The organism is Stenotrophomonas sp. KH_036_B (genome assembly GCF_057839485.1).
Genome location: NZ_CM174491.1, coordinates 2,510,773 through 2,526,815 on the forward strand (window position 1 = coordinate 2,510,773; position 16,043 = coordinate 2,526,815).

Here is a 16,043-nt window from a genome sequence, read left to right on the forward strand (position 1 = left end):
TCTACCGTTTGGCGACACCCCGGTCTGCTGCCTGCGCCGCGTCCCGGCGCGGCAGCGGTGCAATCACGAGGGTGTCGCCGCTGCATACGTCCACGTCCCGATAGATCGCCGTGCGGCCATTGCGGAACTGCAGGCGCAGGTCGAAGCGGCAACCGGCATCGGCCAGGCGCACGGTGGTGCTGTCGCCGCCGCCGGCCAGCACGTCGATCGGGCGCGGCGCGAACGTGGCGTCGCCGGCGGGCGCTACCGCCAGCGCCACCACGCTGTCGTGGGCCCGGTTGAGCAGGGACAGATAGCGCGCGTCGCCGGCGTGGGCGGTGGTGGCAAACAGCAGCGCGGCGATCACGGCAGGACGAATGAGGTTCATGGCAACGGCTCCGGCGGTTGAGGTGTGGCCTGCATCACGCGCCCTGCTGCGCGTGGCCGCCACCGATCCGGGACGAATCGTCACCATGGCGGGACCAATCGTAATGGGGTCTCATGGCGCTTCTCCGCACCCGGTCGCGCCCCTAAGATGGCCCTGCCCCGCCGTGCCGGGCGCTCTGGATACCGGCCTTGAACCTCCGCCTTGGCAGCACCTCGATCGGCCTCACCCGCTACCTCACCTTGTGGACCGCGGTGGTGCTCGTCTTTGCCATCCAGCATTCGCTCAGCGATGGGCTGCATGGCCAGAGCTGGCCGTTCCTCGATCACCTGCGCTGGGCGATGATCCAGTGGTACACCTGGGCGGCGCTGGCGCCACTGGTGTTCCGCCTCGCCGAACGCCATCCGATGGACCCGTCCAGGCGCTTCCGCGGACTGGGCAGGCAGGCCGTGGCCAGTCTGGTGGTTACCTTCGGCGCCATGATCATCGGCGCGCTGGCCTCCACGCTGTTCGAACCCAGCGGGTTCTTCGAACAGGTGTGGTACTTCATCGCCCAGCACTTCGCCACCGGCCTGCTCACCTATTGGGCCCTGTTCGCGATCCAGCAGGCGCTGCACTTCCATGCCGAGAAAGCGCGCCGCGAGATGGAGGCCAGCCACCTGGCCACCGAACTGGCCCAGTCGCGCCTGCTCGCGCTGAAGTCGCAGCTGCAGCCGCATTTCCTGTTCAATACGCTGCACGCCATCATCACCCTGCTCGACGAGGACACGCTGTCGGCCGAGGACATGCTGCTGCGCCTGAGCGAACTGCTGCGCGCGTTCCTGGAAGATTACGATGGCCAGGAAATCCCGCTGCGCAAGGAGCTGGACCTGATCGAGCTGTACCTGGGCATCCAGCGGGTACGCTTCAAGGACCGCCTCACCACCCGCACCTACATCGCGCCGGACACCCTCGATTGCGCGGTGCCCAGCCTGCTGCTGCAGCCGCTGGTGGAGAATGCCGTGCGCCATGGCATCGGCCAGCGCGTGGGCAGCGACGTGATCGAGATCGAGACCCGCCGCGACGGCGACGTGCTGTGCATCGAAGTGCGCAACCGCAACAGCACGCTGTCACCCGATCCCATGGCCCCTGCCGGTCACGGCATCGGCATGTCCAACACGCGGCTGCGCCTGAAGGAACTGTATGGCAACCGCGCGGACGTTCGGCTCGACATGCTCTGGCCCGAGGGCGTGGCATGCCGGGTGCGCCTGCCGTTCCGCGAACTCGATGCGGGCGATGAGGCGCCGGAGTTCAGCGCCGGGGTGGCACCGGCATGAGCATCACCGTGCTGGTGGTGGACGATGAACCCATCGCGCGGCGGGCGATCGTGCGCCTGCTCGGCGAGGACCCGGCGCTTGCGTTGCTGGGTGAATGTGGCGATGGGGTGTCGGCCGTCGCCGCCATCCGCGCGCAGTCGCCGGACCTGGTCTTCCTCGACATCCAGATGCCCGCCATCACCGGTCTTGACGTGGTCGCCACCATTGGTGCCGAGCGCATGCCAGCAACCGTGTTCGTCACCGCGTACGAGCAGTATGCGGTGAAGGCCTTCGAGGCCAACGCCGTGGACTACCTGGTCAAGCCGTTCAGCCGCGAACGCTTCGCTGCCACCCTGCAGCGCGCCAAGCAGCGGCTGTCCACCCCAGGCGGCACCAGCGCGCAGACCTCGGCGCAGATCCTGCAGGCGCTGGACGCGCTGCGCCAGCGCGACGACTACCTGCAGCGCATTCCGGTGCGCGTGGACGAACACGTGGTCCTGATCAACGTGGACGAGATCGTGTGGATCAAGGCGGCGCGCAACACCGTCGAGATCCACCTCGCCGGCGGCATGCATGAACACCGCGGCACCATGGCCGCCCTCGCCGCCCGGCTGGACCCGCGCCACTTCGCCCGCGTGCACCGGTCGGCGATCGTCAACATCCGCCGGGTCACCGCCATCCATCCGTGGTTCAACGGCCATCACGTGGTGACGCTGGATACCGGCCAGCAACTGCGCATGAGCCGCTACCAGAACGAGGCATTCCTGAAGCTGGTGTCTACCCGGACGCCGGGACACCTGCCCGGGTAGCGCCGCGCAGCGCTATCGTTCGCCGGCACGCAGGGTCAATACCTCCACCCCGTCGGCAGTGACCAGCACGGTGTGCTCGCTCTGCGCCGACAGCTTGCCGTCGCGGGTGGTGACGGTCCAACCGTCCTCGCTCATGTCGATCGCCGCGCGGCCCTGGTTGATCATCGGCTCGATGGTGAAGGTCATGCCCGCTTCCAGCTCAACCCCGGTCCCGCGTTTACCGTAGTGCAGCACCTGCGGTTCTTCGTGCATTTCGCGGCCGATGCCGTGCCCGCAGAATTCGCGGACCACGCTGTAGCCATGCGCCTTGGCGTGCTGCTGGATCGCAAACCCGATATCGCCCAACGTCGCGCCAGGCCGCACCGCTGCAATGCCTTTCCACATCGCCTCGCGGGTCACCCGCACCAGGCGCTTTGCCTGGAAGTCGACCTCGCCGATCAGGTACATCCTGCTGGAATCGGCGATATAGCCGTTCTTCTCCAGCGTGATGTCCAGATTGACGATGCTGCCGCTGCGCAACACCTGTTCGGCCGATGGCACGCCATGGCAGACCACGCTGTCGATCGAGCTGTTGAGCACGTAGGCGAAACCATACTGGCCCTTGCTCGCCGGGCGCGCGTGCAGCTCCTCGGTGATGAAGCGCTCCACCCAGTCGTTGACCTGCAACGTGCTCATGCCTTCCAGGGTCAACCCGTCCAGCGCCTCGAACACCGAGGCCAGCAGGCGGCCGGACTGCCGCATCAACGCCTGCTCTTCCGCCGTCTTGATCACGCGACCGCCACCCGCAATGCGCCCGGGTCCACCCCGGCAGCCCGCAGCTCACGGTTCACGATCTCCTGGTAGCTCATGCCGGGATTCATCTCGCACAGCATGCCGACCTTGATCCAGAAGCCGGCCTGCGCGTTGATCGAACGGCCGGAGACGCCGCTGGCACGACGCAGGTTGTCGTGCAGTTCGTCATCGATGTTGACGATACCCATGGGAAGCCTCGAATGCGGAATATACGTAGCATATACGCTTCGTATATCCGCAGCCAATCCTCCAGGTCAGCGCGGCCCCATCACCTTGGCCATGTCCTCGCCCTGCGGCATGCCGGACACGCGCTGCACGACGCCCTGGGCGTCACGGAACAGGATGCCCGGCGTGCCCTGGAAGCCCAGTTCCACCATCAGCACCTGGTTGGCGTCGAGCTTGTTGGCCAGCGCCGGGGTGATCGTGGCCGCCGGCTTGATGCCGCCCTTGCTGAAGTCATGCTCGTTCTGCAGGAACACCGCGCTCGGGTTCGGTGCGCCCAGGATCGCGGCCGCCTTGGCCGGGCTGTCTTCGCGGATCACGCCGACCATCACGTGGCGCAGCTGCACCTTGCCGCTGTCCACCCACGGGCGCGCCGCTTCCCAGAAACGGTGGCAGTACGGGCAATTGGCGTCGCTGAAGGTGTACACCACGCGCGGCGCGTCCGAACGCCCGTCGCGTACCCACGCGCTGCCGTCCAGGCGCGACCAGATCCGGTCGGACATCGGCTTGGCCACCAGCTTGTCCAGCGGGGCGGCACCGACATCCTCACCCTTCTCATTGAACAGCGTGCCCACCATCACGTTCTTGCCGTCGGCGGTGACATACGCCGCGGCCGGCTGCTGCCCGCCCACCACGCCAGCAAAACCGCGCAGCCCACCGGGTGCGTCGAATTCGCCGATCACCTCGAACCCCTGCTTCTCGATGCCCTGCAGGACGGCGGGCCGGTTGGCGGAGCCCGCCGCCGAGGCTTTCGGCGCAGTCGGGGTCTGTGCCTGGCCGCACCCTGCCACGGCCATCAACAGCGATACGGCCAACACGGAGCCCAACGCGGGCGAAGACTTCAACAACATGGCGACTCCTGGATGTCGAGAACAACGATCGAGCCACAGAGTAGACGGATACGCCGCTACCTGCAGCAGCGGCACGCATCGCCACGATGCCCGCCGCCCACCCGTGTGGGGTGCCGCGTGCGGCTCAGGCGGCCGAGCGCAGCGGTTCGGCCTGCTGTCGCGATGGCGGCATGCGGGAACGCTCGCGACGCTGCGCGAAGATCTGGCGGCGATAGCGCGCCGGCGTGACCCCGACGATGCGCAGGAACAGGCGACGGAATGCACTCTGGTCCGAGTAGCCCACCGCCCACGACACCTCGTCCACCGCGCCACCGGCCTGCAGCAGCAGCTGCGCCTTGGCGATGCGCAGCCGCTGGCAATAGGCGATGGGTCGCAGCCCGGTGGCCTTCAGGAAGCGCCGCTGCAGCGTACGCGGCTCAAGCCCGGCGGCCTCGCAGATGTCCTGCAGGGTGACGCCACGTGCGGCGATGGTGTGCAGCCAGCGCTGCGCCTTCAGGATGCCGCGGTCGCCATGGGCGAAGTTGGGGCTGAAACGCTCCAGGTCTTCCTGCACACCGCGCGGAATGATCAGCTGCAGCTGCTGGATCGCCGCACTCATCACGCTCTGCCCGTACACACGGGCCAGCAGGCGCAGGCTCAGGTATTTCCACGCGTCAGGGCCGGAGGCGGTGAGCAGGTCGCCATCGTCCACCAATGCCCGCTCGCTCGGCTGCCAGCTGGGCACCACCGAGGCCAGCGACGGCGACCGCGACAGGTCCGGCACGCTGACCGAGCGACCGCTCAGCACCCCGGCCGAGGCCAGCAGCAGCCCGCCTTCCTCGCATCCGGCCAGCAGGCTGCCGGCGTCGTGGCTGTCGCGCAGCCAGTTGAGCATGCGCTCGTCGGCCTGCATCAACGGCCAGGTGGGTTCATTGCCGGGAACCACGATCACCGCAGGCGGCGTATCGCCGAACAGCTCGGCCCCGGCCACGCGCTGCATGCCATGGCCACGCGTGGACAGCGTCCAGCGGGTCACCAGCATGCGGGCGCCGGTACGTTTGCCGGCGGCGGCGGTGCGGTTGCAGCGCTGGGCCAGCTCGGACAGCACCGGCGCGGCGGCACGAAGACTGCCGGGGTACTCCAGCACCGCGACTTCCATCAGGGTCGGTGAGGCCGGCTTGAGGACCGGCAACGAAGGGGGGGAAGATGCATCCATGGCAACACTCCTGGAACGGCTGCTGAGACCGGCAAACCCTGCGAGGTCAAGGCATGCCGGCGATTCCAATGGAGCCTACGGAGCGCCTCCCATGGCATCTATGAAACAAGTTGTAATTTTGGCTCGGTAACGACATTCCACCGGATTCCGTCACAACCCTTGACCCTTGACCAGACTCAAGGGTTCACACTGACCCCCTGCTCCTACGCAAGGTCGTCATGAACATCGGACAACTCGCACGCCAGGCCGGCGTGCCCATCGATACCGTGCGCTATTACGAGCGCCAGCACCTGCTGCCCACTGCCCAGCGCAGTGCCGGCGGCTACCGGGTTTTCAGCAACAGCGACCTGACCCGCCTGCAGTTCATCCGCCGCGCCAAGGCGTTGGGTTTCAGCCTCGAGGAGATCGGCGAGCTGCTCGGCCTGAGCGACCAGCGCGGCCAGGACATGGCACAGGTGCGCGACAGCGCGGTGCACAAGCTGCACGACATCGAGCAGCGCATCGACGAGCTGCAGCGCATGCATGGCGCCCTGAAACAGCTGGTTGACGCCTGCCCCGGCCACGGCGGCCTGGAACAGTGCCCGATCCTGGCCGCACTGACGGAGCCGCGGCAATGAGCGCTCCCCCTTCCCCGGGCGGCGGCAGCTGCTGCTCGAACACGCCCACCCCGACGCCCGCGGCCACGGTGAAGGACCTGGTCTGCGGCATGGACGTCAATCCGGCCACCACCGCGCACCACACCCGGCATGCAGGCAGCGACTACCACTTCTGCAGCGACGGTTGCCGCCGGACATTCGTCGCCGACCCGCTGCGCTACCTGCACCCGTCCACGCATGCGGCCGAGCCGGTGCCGGCCGGCACCCGCTACACCTGCCCGATGGACCCGCAGATCGTGCAGGACGGTCCCGGCACCTGCCCGATCTGCGGCATGGCGCTGGAGCCGATGATGCCCAGCCTGGACGAGGGCGAAAACCCGGAGCTCACCGACTTCCGGCGCCGCTTCTGGTGGAGCCTGCCGTTGAGCGTGGCCACCCTGGCACTGGCCATGCTGGCCATGACCCCGCTGCTGCGCGCCCTTGCACCCGATGTGCGGGTGTGGATAGAGCTGGCGCTCGCCACCCCGGTGGTGCTGTGGGCCGGCTGGCCGTTCCTGCACCGCTGGGCTCAGTCGATCCGCAACCGCAGCCCCAACATGTGGACGCTGATCGGCACCGGCGTGCTGGCCGCCTACGGCTACAGCGTGGTGGCCACCATCGCGCCGGCACTGTTCCCGCCGTCCTTCCAGCAGCACGGGCATGTCGGGGTGTACTTCGAAGCGGCGGCGGTGATCGTCTCGCTGACCCTGCTCGGCCAGCTGATGGAACTGCGCGCCCGGGCACAGACATCCGCCGCGATCAAGGCGCTGCTGGGCCTCGCCCCGAAGACCGCACGCGTGCTGCGTGACGATGGCCACGAGGACGATGTTGACATCGCCGCGCTGCAGCCCGGTGACCGTCTGCGCGTACGCCCCGGCGAGACGGTGCCGGTGGACGGCAGCGTGCTGGAAGGCCATTCCAGCGTGGACGAATCCATGCTCACCGGCGAGCCGGTGCCGGTTGCCAAGACGGTCGGCGATGCGGTCATCGGTGCCACCCTCAACGGCACCGGCAGCCTGGTGATCCGTGCCGAACGACTGGGCGAAGACAGCATGCTGGCGCAGATCGTGCAGCTGGTGGCACAGGCGCAGCGTTCGCGTGCGCCGATGCAGCGGATGGCGGACAAGGTCGCCTACTGGTTCGTGCTGGCCGTGCTTGGCGTGGCCGTGCTGACGTTCTTCGGCTGGGGGCTGTTCGGTCCGGCACCGTCGTGGACGCATGCGGTGTTGAGCGCGGTGGCGGTGCTGATCATCGCCTGTCCCTGCGCGCTGGGCCTGGCGACGCCGATGACGATCATGGTCGCCACGGGCCGCGCTGCGCAGCACGGCGTGCTGTTCCGCGATGCCGAGGCCATCGAGGCACTGCGCGGCATCGACACCTTGGTGGTGGACAAGACCGGCACGCTTACCGAGGGCCGCCCCGTTTTCCGCGATGTGCAAGCACAGGCGCCCTTCACTGCCGACGAGGTGCTGCATTGGGCCGCCAGCCTGGACCAGGGCAGCGAGCATCCGCTGGCGGCGGCGATCGTGACGGAGGCGCGCCGGCGCGGCCGTCCGTTGGCGGCCGTGAGCGGGTTCGATTCGCTGACCGGCGTGGGCGTGCGCGGCAGCGTGGACGGCAAGGCACTGCTGCTCGGCAATCCGTCGCTGATGCACGACCACGGCATCAGGCTCGACGCGGTGCACGCACACGCAGACGCGTTGCGCCATGCGGCGGCCAGCGTGATGTACCTCGCGGTGGATGGCGCGTTGGCCGGCCTGCTTGCAGTGGCCGACCCGATCAAGGCGTCCACCGCCGAAGCGATCGCACAGTTGCAGCGCGATGGCCTGCGCATCGTGATGGCGACCGGCGATGGCGATGCCACCGCCGCTGCCGTGGCGCGCGAACTGGGCCTGGATGAGGTTCACGGCGAAATGCGTCCCGCCGACAAGGCCGCGCTCATCCGCACGCTGCAGTCACAGGGGCGAAAGGTGGCGATGGCGGGCGACGGCATCAACGACGCCCCTGCCCTGGCCAGCGCCGACGTCGGCATCGCGATGGGCAACGGCACCGACGTCGCCATGTCCAGCGCCCAGGTCACGCTGGTCAAGGGCGACCTGCGCGGGATCCTGCGCGCCCGCCAGCTGTCCACCGCCAGCGTGCGCAACATGCGCCAGAACCTGGGCTTTGCCTTCCTCTACAACGGGCTGGGCATCCCGGTGGCCGCTGGCGTGCTGTACCCGTTCGGCATCGCGTTGTCGCCGATGTTCGCGGCGGTGGCGATGAGCCTGAGTTCGGTGTCGGTGATCAGCAACGCGCTGCGCCTGCGGCACCAACGCCTGCCGGATACGGCGCCCGAGCAGCGTGCGTAAGAGTTCAAGCAACGGATGAAGAAATTGCTGCAATTTTCTCTTGCCAATCGAAAACACCGTCGCTATGATTTCGCTCCTCACGACGTGGGGCCATAGCTCAGCTGGGAGAGCGCCTGCATGGCATGCAGGAGGTCGGCGGTTCGATCCCGCCTGGCTCCACCACTCCAATCATTAGGCCGATTGGAAGGTAGTGAACACAATTCAAGGTTTACGTGCGTCCCCATCGTCTAGAGGCCTAGGACATCACCCTTTCACGGTGGCGACCGGGGTTCGAATCCCCGTGGGGACGCCAATTACACAACAACAAGCCCTGACCTCGGTCGGGGCTTGTTGTTTTCAACGGGCTATCGAGCAACCGCTTCAACCGTGTGTCCACTGGCAGTGGATACCTACTTGGCGAATGCGTCGGACACGCGTAGAATTCCGCCTCCAGCATCGTGGGGCCATAGCTCAGCTGGGAGAGCGCCTGCATGGCATGCAGGAGGTCGGCGGTTCGATCCCGCCTGGCTCCACCACTCCGGACCTTAGGCCGTTCGGCGTGCTGAAAACATTGATGAGATTCATGCGTCCCCATCGTCTAGAGGCCTAGGACATCACCCTTTCACGGTGGCGACCGGGGTTCGAATCCCCGTGGGGACGCCACTCATCAACGACATCAGGTCCGGTTCCCAGGTCTTTTGTCACCGCCCCCTGCAGTTCTGTTCGTGGGTCTTCCACAAACGTGAACAGGCAGATATACTAGGCGGCTTGCGGTACCAACGTGGGGCCATAGCTCAGCTGGGAGAGCGCCTGCATGGCATGCAGGAGGTCGGCGGTTCGATCCCGCCTGGCTCCACCACTTCTTCGGACATTAGGCCGTCCGCTAGAAGCGACATTCAAAGTTTGATGCGTCCCCATCGTCTAGAGGCCTAGGACATCACCCTTTCACGGTGGCGACCGGGGTTCGAATCCCCGTGGGGACGCCAATAAACGCAGAAGACCCCGGCAATGCCGGGGTTTTTTGTTTCGGCCTTTGGTCGGTGAGAATTTACTGAAAGTCTTCCAATTTTCAGAAATCTTGATATATTAGGCGGCTCGCAGCATCAACGTGGGGCCATAGCTCAGCTGGGAGAGCGCCTGCATGGCATGCAGGAGGTCGGCGGTTCGATCCCGCCTGGCTCCACCAACATCCGGTCATTAGGCCGACCGGATGGATGCGGCATAAAAATTCAGTTTCGTGCGTCCCCATCGTCTAGAGGCCTAGGACATCACCCTTTCACGGTGGCGACCGGGGTTCGAATCCCCGTGGGGACGCCAATACAACGCAAACAGCCCTGGCTTCGGCCGGGGCTTTTTGTTTGATAGCGTATGCGCATGTGCTATTCCGCCCAGATCCGTGCCGATTACACCAAGCTGGTCCGTGAATTCGGCGCCATGATGTCGCTGGACGAGTTCGCCCAGTTGTATGCGCACGACGCCGGCAAGCAGCGGCCGAAGACCCCGAAGGCGATGGACGATGGCTTCGCTGGCGCGCGGACCGCGCAGGGCCAGGACATCGTGGCAAAGATCCAGCAATGGCATGCCGACGAGATGCAGGCGCTGGACGAGGAAATCCGCGTGCAGGGTGCCCGCCTGAAACTGGCGGAAGAAAGCCTGGCCCACCGCCCTACCCAGAAGGCACGCAACGAGGTCCGCATCGCGGGCAATCGCGTCGAGCGCGCGCAATCGCGCCTGTCCGACCTGCACCGCACCGGCCTGCTGCCGCGCGACAGCCGCATCTTTCCCGGCGTGTACGCACCGGTGATCGTGTCCGAGCATGGCCGGCGCATGATCAAGCCGATGCGTTACCAGTGCCGGCTGCCGGACAAACCGGCGCGCAACGATGCGCTCTATCCGGGCACCTACAACGCGCGCCGCGACAGCCTGGAGTCGTACTGGAAAAATGCATTCGGCCACCGCCACGGCGTGGTCGTGGTGCAGTCCTTCTACGAGCATGTGCCACGCCACGCACTGGAACAGCGCCTGCTGGCGCCCGGCGAGACCGCACAGAACGTGGTGCTGGAATTCCGCCCGCAGCCGCCGCGCGATCTGCTCATCGCCTGCCTGTGGTCGGAATGGGAAGGACCGGAGGGCCGACTGTTGTCGTTTGCCGCGATTACCGACGAGCCGCCGCGTGACGTCGCAGCGGCGGGGCACGACCGCTGCATCGTGCCGATCCGGCACGAGCACCTGGAGGCCTGGTTGAATCCCGACCCGCAGGACCTGGCGGCGCAGTACCGCATCCTCGACGACCGCGAGCCGGTGGACCTCGGCTACGCAGAAGCCGCGTGAGCCGGACTCAACTGGCGACCGAGGTGCCCTGCAGCGCGCGCGCCAGGGCGGCGTTCAACTCTGCGGTCAGATACGGCTTGGTCAGCAGCACGCCGGAGCGGAACGCGTCCGGCAGGTGGTCAAGCGCCATGCCCGTGGCCAGCACGAACGGAATGCCGCGCGCGGCCAGCGCCTGCGCGACCGGATCACTGGTTTCATGGTTGGCCAGGCGGTAATCCAGCAGTGCCACCTGTGGCTGGGTTTCTTCCAGCAGCCGCAACGCTTCGCTTACCGACGCGGCCTGGCCGACGACCACCGCGCCGGACTGCGCCAGCTGCATCTGCAGCAGCGCCGCGCTCATCTCGTCGTTCTCCACCACCAGTATCCGTAGATCCTGCAACCCGCTCATCACGGCTCCCTGTATGGTTCAGGGCCATGAGTATAGCGTCGCGTCGAAATGACGGTCGCGCATCGGGTGAACGATTCAGATCTCCCCATGCGTCGATGATTTGTATACACTACGCGGCCAGCCAGCCGAAGTGGCGGAATCGGTAGACGCAGCGGACTCAAAATCCGCCGCCCTTAAAAGCGTGTGGGTTCGAGTCCCACCTTCGGCACCATGGAATACAAAAGGCCAGATCCTGCGATCTGGCCTTTTTCGTTTGGGGCTGCCGTGGCCGATGACGGGAGCGCCGTGCTGGTGGAGCAGCCGACTGATAGTCGGCTCTACCGATCAAGCAGCCGACTAACAGTCGGCTCTACCCAGTCGGCTCTACCCAGTCGGCTCTACGCAGTCGGCTCTGACCAGGCGGGTTTAGACCAGCCGCAGGGTTGGCTGGCCGCCGTGGCGCAGTGCCTGCGCGACGGCCGCGTCTACGCGGAACCCGGCGACGGTCTGCAGCAGCTGGGTCGCCTGCTCTTCCATGCTGCGGGCAGCCGCCGACGCCTCTTCGACCAGGGCGGCGTTCTGCTGGGTGCCCTGGTCGATCTGGTCGACCACGATGTTCATCTGGCCCAGGCTGTCGGCCTGCTGCTGGGCGGCACCGCTGATCTCGGTGATGAGGTCGCTGACCCGCTTCACGTTGACCACGATGTCGTCCATGGTGCGCCCTGCACTTTCGACCTGGCAGGCGCCGGTGCCCACCTTGTCCACCGAATCGCCAATCAACTGCTTGATCTCCTTGGCGGCGCTGGCCGAACGCTGCGACAGCGAGCGTATCTCAGTGGCCACCACCGCGAAGCCGCGACCATGTTCGCCCGCGCGCGCGGCTTCCACGGCCGCGTTCAAGGCCAGGATGTTGGTCTGGAACGCGATGCCGTCGATCACGCCGATGATGTCGACGATGCGGCGCGAGGACTCATTGATCAGCGCCATGGTCGACACCACTTCGTGCACCACATGCCCGCCCTGCGCGGCCACGTCGACGGCGCCGCTGGCTAGCTGGCTGGCCTGCCGCGCGTTGTCGGCGGTGCGCCGCACCGTATCGGCCAGGTCCTTCATGGACACGGCGGTTTCCTCCAGCGAGGCGGCCTGCTGCTCGGTACGCACGGACAGGTCGGCGTTGCCGGTGGCAATCTCGCCCGCGCCCAGCGCGATGGTGTCGGCCGCGGACTTGATCTGCCCGATGATCGAGGCCATCGCCTCCACCAGTGCGTTGATGCCACAGCACAGCTCGGCGATCGCGCCGGTCTTGTCATCGGTGGCGATGTGCATGGTCAGGTCGCCGCCCTGCGCGGCCGCCACCACCTCGCGGGTCTGGGCCACGGCGCGCTGCAGCGCTTGCGTATCACGCACCTGGTCGGTGATGTCGGTGGCGTACTTGACGACCTTGAGCGCCCGTCCGTTCATGTCCAGGATCGGGTTGTAGGAGGCCTGTATCCAGATCTCGCGACCGTCCTTGCCGATGCGCCGGTACTGTCCCGCGTCGTATTCGCCGCGCCCGAGCTTCTGCCAGAACGCGCGGTATTCCTCGCTCTTCCGGTACGCCGGCTCGACGAACATGGCGTGGTGCTGCCCGCGCACTTCCTCCAGCGTGTAGCCGGTGGTGGCAAAGAAGTTTTCGTTGGCGCCCAGCACACGACCATCCAGGCTGAATTCGATCACCGCCTGCGACTTGTTGATCGCCGCGAGCTGGCCGGCGAAATCGGCGGCCTGCATCTTCTGCGCCGTGATGTCGGTGGCGAACTTGACGACCTTGTACGGACGGCCGCTGCTGTCGAACACCGGGTTGTAGGAGGCCTGGATCCAGATCTCGCGGCCGCCCTTGCCGACGCGGTGGTACTGGCCGGCGTCGTATTCGCCACGGCCGAGCCGGGCCCAGAATTCGACATATTCGGCGCTGCGGGCGTACGCCGGATCGACGAACATCGCGTGGTGGTGGCCGCGCACTTCGTCGAGCGAATAGCCCAGCGCCTGCAGGAAATTGTCGTTGGCAGTCAGGATGGTGCCGTCGAGTCCGAACTCGATGACGGCCTGGACCCGGTGCAGTGCGGCCACCTGGGCCTCCAGCTCCGCCTGGCGGCGCGAGGCGGCCTCAACGTCGCCGCGCACCGCCCGACGGGAAACGAACAGCGCGCGCAGCGCGCGCCACGGGGAGTCCGACACCGGCACTCCGGCCGGCTCTGACAGGGGCATATGCATGCCTGAAGTAAGCATCGTTGTAATCCTCGATGTCCGAACAGCTGGTTGGGATGCCCCCGGGCAGCAGTGCCCAGCGGCGCAATCACGTTGGCTTCGGTTACGAAGACGCCAGTGGGGATGACGTCACTCCAGCGGCTTGCACGAACGACTGCAAAGGGTTATCGACCCCTCAGGGGTCAGCTTGAGAAAACGACGGTTGGTGGCTGAACGCTTTACGTTCTGCGTCACACATCGCGCCGGCGCTCAGTCCAGGCCGCCCTCGCCGCCCTCGCCCTCGGCGCTGTCCAGCGGGTCCGGGCCGCCATGCAGGGGCGCTTCGACCTGGACGTTGTTGCGGCCCATTGCCTTGGCCCGGTAGCACTGGGCATCGGCGGCCGCGACCGCTTCGTCCACGTTCATGCTGCCGCCGATGGCCGCAATACCAATGCTGGCCCCTACCCCCAGCCGCTGCTGGTCCCAGGGAATGGTAAGGCCGCGCACCGATTCCAGCAGATCGCTGGCGATGCGGCGTGCGCGCTTGAGCGAACAGCCGGCCAGGATCACCGCGAATTCATCGCCGCCCAGCCGGGCCACGATGTCCGAGTCGCGCACGCCGTGCTTGAGCAGGTTGGCCACAGCCCAGAGCATGGCGTCGCCGGCCAGGTGGCCGTGGCTGTCGTTGATCGGCTTGAAGTTGTCCAGGTCGATGAACATCAGCGACGCCGACTGCCCGGTGCGCGCCACCCGGGTGATGGCCGCCTGCAGATGCGCCTCGAAGCCACGGCGGTTGCTCAGCTCGGTCAGCGGGTCCACCTCCGCCAGGTGGCGTGCCTCACGCTGGCGGGCGCGCTGCTGGGTGACATCGCGGATCACCCATACCGCGCCGGTCACCTGCCCGTCCTCGCCCTGCAGCCAGGCCCGGGTCACATCCACCGGCAGCAGCTGCGCTCCCACCGACAACAGCAGGTCCGAATGCAGGTCGACCGCATTGCTCTCCGGGTCGAGCAGCACCGCCACGTCCAGCGGCGAGCGCGGCGCGTACTCGGTGGTCAGTTCCATCACGTCCTGCACCTGGCTGCCGGTCACCGGCGCGGCGCCCTCGCCGGCCAGCGCGCGGGTCGCCGCCGCGTTGGCGTACTGGATCAGGCCATGCCGGTCCAGGTTGAGCACCATGTCGGCCACCGCGTCCAGGGTGACGCGGGTGCGTTGTTCGGATTCGCGCAGCTGCAGGCTGTTCTGGCGCTGGGCGGTGACGTCCTGGATCTGCGACACGAAGTGCAGCGGCTCGCCGTGCGGTGCCCGCACCAGCGACACCGACAGCCGCCCCCACACCGTGTTGCCGCCCTTGCCCAGGTAGCGCTTGTCCAGGTGGTAGTGGTCGCGGCGCCCGGCCAGCAGGTCGCCCACCATGGCCAGGTCGGTAGTGAGATCGTCGGGGTGGGTCACGGTCTGGAAATCGGCCTCCAGCAGTTCGGCCCGGGTATAGCCGAGGATGCCGCACAGCGCGTCGTTGACGTCCAGCCAGCGCCCCTCCAGCGACACCAGCGCCATGCCCAGCGCGGCCGAGGAGAACGCACCGGTGAACTTCTCGGCGGCCACGTAGGCCTGTTCGCGCATTTCCAGCAGCGGGGTGATGTCCACCGCCATGCCGACATAGCCGATGCGGCTGCCGGTGCTGCTGTTCAATGGACTGATCGACAACTGCACCTGGCGATGCCCGCCATCCTTGCGCACGAAGGTCCACTGGTGCGACCAGGTGCCCTGCGCGGCGCGCGCGGTCAGCGCCTCGAAAATGGTGGGGACGCGGCCATCGGCATCCGCCTCCGGGCGCAGGTAGTCCTCCATTTCATGGACGTCGTGGAACAACCCGGGATTGACCCGCCCGATCACTTCTTCCGGGGCGTAGCCCAGCAGTTTCTGCGCACCGCTGTTGAACAGGTTCACCACGCCATCCACATCGGTGGCGATCACCGCCACTTCGTCGGATGCATCCACCACCGACTGCAGGCGCTGGCGCATGTTGGCCGCATCCTGCAGGGCGTTCTGCAGGTCGCTGACATCGGCATGCGCACCGGCCATCCATACGGGCTGGCCCCGCTCATCCCATTCGTAGACGCGGCCGCGATCCTGCACCCAGATCCAGTGCCCGTCCTTGTGGCGCATGCGGCACAGGCTGTCGTAGTGCGGCGAACGCCCTTCCAGGTGTTCGCGCAGCAAGCCGTTCGAACGTGCCAGGTCGTCGGGGTGGACCAGATGCTGGAACGTCTGCGGCGTGATCGGTGCCAGCTCCTGGCGGGTGTAGCCGACGATCTGCGCCCAGCGTTCGTTCACCCGCATCTGGCCGCTCTGGCAGTTCCATTCCCAGGTGCCGGCGGCGGTGCCCTCGATGATCATTTCCAGGCGGCGGCGCTGCTCGGCCATCTCATGCAGCGCGGCCTCATCCGGGGAGTTCCCCGGCGGCGGCGCGGCGCGGCTCACAGGCATCCTCCGGCGTGACCGTTACCGGCCGCGTCGTGCGGTACCTGAGCACCCTGGCCCGCCTGCTGGTCTGTCATCTGGCCTCCCCGCCGTTTGCACAGCGTACCGGCATTCAACCGCAAGCGGGGTCACGTCCCCGTCA

The 16,043-nt window shown here is 67.0% G+C and carries 13 protein-coding genes and 9 tRNA genes; 14 read left to right on the forward strand and 8 right to left on the reverse strand.

All coding sequences use genetic code 11. The features are described 5' to 3' along the window. Position 1 precedes the first annotated feature (1 nt). Positions 2-367 (reverse strand): hypothetical protein, encoded by a 366-nt coding sequence (locus tag AC3ITN_RS11250; RefSeq protein WP_489390556.1) that lies wholly within the window; start codon positions 365-367, stop codon positions 2-4. 188 nt (positions 368-555) lie between these two features. On the opposite strand from AC3ITN_RS11250, the gene AC3ITN_RS11255 reads away from it, so the two are divergent. Together AC3ITN_RS11255 and AC3ITN_RS11260 are read left to right on the forward strand one after the other, a co-directional pair. Beyond that, positions 556-1,680, forward strand: coding sequence for a sensor histidine kinase (locus AC3ITN_RS11255; protein ID WP_489390557.1), 1,125 nt, complete (start codon positions 556-558; stop codon positions 1,678-1,680). Further along, positions 1,677-2,468, forward strand: coding sequence for a LytR/AlgR family response regulator transcription factor (locus tag AC3ITN_RS11260; protein ID WP_313340887.1), 792 nt, complete (start codon positions 1,677-1,679; stop codon positions 2,466-2,468). Before AC3ITN_RS11255 ends, AC3ITN_RS11260 begins: the two co-directional genes overlap by 4 nt. A gap of 12 nt (positions 2,469-2,480) precedes the next feature. Here AC3ITN_RS11260 and map read toward each other — a convergent pair whose 3' ends face one another. The 4 genes from map to AC3ITN_RS11280 form a co-directional block, all read right to left on the reverse strand. Further along, positions 2,481-3,239 (reverse strand): type I methionyl aminopeptidase, encoded by a 759-nt coding sequence (gene map, locus AC3ITN_RS11265; RefSeq protein WP_489390558.1) that lies wholly within the window; start codon positions 3,237-3,239, stop codon positions 2,481-2,483. Further along, entirely contained in the window at positions 3,236-3,448 is a 213-nt protein-coding gene (locus AC3ITN_RS11270; protein WP_068852612.1) for a ParD-like family protein, read from the reverse strand. The genes map and AC3ITN_RS11270 overlap by 4 nt, the downstream gene beginning before the upstream one ends. Before the next feature lie 66 nt (positions 3,449-3,514). Further along, a complete protein-coding gene (gene dsbG / locus AC3ITN_RS11275) occupies positions 3,515-4,333 on the reverse strand; it encodes a thiol:disulfide interchange protein DsbG (RefSeq protein ID WP_489390559.1) in 819 nt (272 codons plus the stop codon). A 124-nt stretch (positions 4,334-4,457) separates the two neighbouring features. Beyond that, the gene (locus AC3ITN_RS11280) at positions 4,458-5,528 is read right to left on the reverse strand and encodes a GlxA family transcriptional regulator (RefSeq protein WP_489390560.1); all 1,071 of its coding nucleotides are present in this window, start codon (positions 5,526-5,528) and stop codon (positions 4,458-4,460) included. Positions 5,529-5,746: 218 nt separating this feature from the next. Here AC3ITN_RS11280 and AC3ITN_RS11285 point away from each other — a divergent pair, with 218 nt between their 5' ends. The 11 genes from AC3ITN_RS11285 (at position 5,747) to AC3ITN_RS11335 (ending at position 10,824) form a co-directional block, all read left to right on the forward strand. After that, positions 5,747-6,145, forward strand: a complete 399-nt coding sequence (locus AC3ITN_RS11285) for a heavy metal-responsive transcriptional regulator (protein ID WP_489390561.1) — start codon at positions 5,747-5,749, stop codon at positions 6,143-6,145. Beyond that, the gene (locus AC3ITN_RS11290) at positions 6,142-8,514 is read left to right on the forward strand and encodes a heavy metal translocating P-type ATPase (RefSeq protein ID WP_489390562.1); all 2,373 of its coding nucleotides are present in this window, start codon (positions 6,142-6,144) and stop codon (positions 8,512-8,514) included. Before AC3ITN_RS11285 ends, AC3ITN_RS11290 begins: the two co-directional genes overlap by 4 nt. An 86-nt stretch (positions 8,515-8,600) precedes the next feature. After that, positions 8,601-8,676: transfer RNA gene (locus AC3ITN_RS11295), tRNA-Ala, on the forward strand. A 54-nt stretch (positions 8,677-8,730) separates the two neighbouring features. Then, positions 8,731-8,806, forward strand: a tRNA-Glu gene (locus AC3ITN_RS11300). Positions 8,807-8,953: 147 nt separating this feature from the next. Further along, a tRNA-Ala gene (locus AC3ITN_RS11305) sits at positions 8,954-9,029 on the forward strand. 51 nt (positions 9,030-9,080) lie between these two features. Next, positions 9,081-9,156 (forward strand) — tRNA-Glu (locus AC3ITN_RS11310). 120 nt (positions 9,157-9,276) lie between these two features. Beyond that, positions 9,277-9,352, forward strand: a tRNA-Ala gene (locus AC3ITN_RS11315). Between the two features lie 51 nt (positions 9,353-9,403). Then, positions 9,404-9,479: transfer RNA gene (locus AC3ITN_RS11320), tRNA-Glu, on the forward strand. 124 nt (positions 9,480-9,603) lie between these two features. Next, positions 9,604-9,679 (forward strand) — tRNA-Ala (locus AC3ITN_RS11325). Between the two features lie 55 nt (positions 9,680-9,734). After that, a tRNA-Glu gene (locus AC3ITN_RS11330) sits at positions 9,735-9,810 on the forward strand. A 57-nt stretch (positions 9,811-9,867) separates the two neighbouring features. Next, positions 9,868-10,824: an SOS response-associated peptidase family protein gene (locus AC3ITN_RS11335; protein ID WP_489390563.1), complete on the forward strand. Its 957-nt coding sequence runs from the start codon at positions 9,868-9,870 to the stop codon at positions 10,822-10,824. A gap of 7 nt (positions 10,825-10,831) precedes the next feature. On the opposite strand, the gene AC3ITN_RS11340 is transcribed toward AC3ITN_RS11335, so the two are convergent. Then, on the reverse strand, positions 10,832-11,212 hold the full coding sequence (locus AC3ITN_RS11340) for a response regulator (protein WP_313340875.1): 381 nt from the start codon (positions 11,210-11,212) through the stop codon (positions 10,832-10,834). Between the two features lie 124 nt (positions 11,213-11,336). Between AC3ITN_RS11340 and AC3ITN_RS11345 the strand changes: the two genes are divergently transcribed. Continuing rightward, positions 11,337-11,423 (forward strand) — tRNA-Leu (locus tag AC3ITN_RS11345). 194 nt (positions 11,424-11,617) lie between these two features. Here the strand turns inward: AC3ITN_RS11345 and AC3ITN_RS11350 are convergent. After that, positions 11,618-13,459 (reverse strand): methyl-accepting chemotaxis protein, encoded by a 1,842-nt coding sequence (locus AC3ITN_RS11350; protein ID WP_489390564.1) that lies wholly within the window; start codon positions 13,457-13,459, stop codon positions 11,618-11,620. 228 nt (positions 13,460-13,687) lie between these two features. Beyond that, positions 13,688-15,844, reverse strand: coding sequence for a PAS domain S-box protein (locus tag AC3ITN_RS11355; RefSeq protein ID WP_489392916.1), 2,157 nt, complete (start codon positions 15,842-15,844; stop codon positions 13,688-13,690). Between the last annotated feature and the right edge of the window lie 199 nt (positions 15,845-16,043).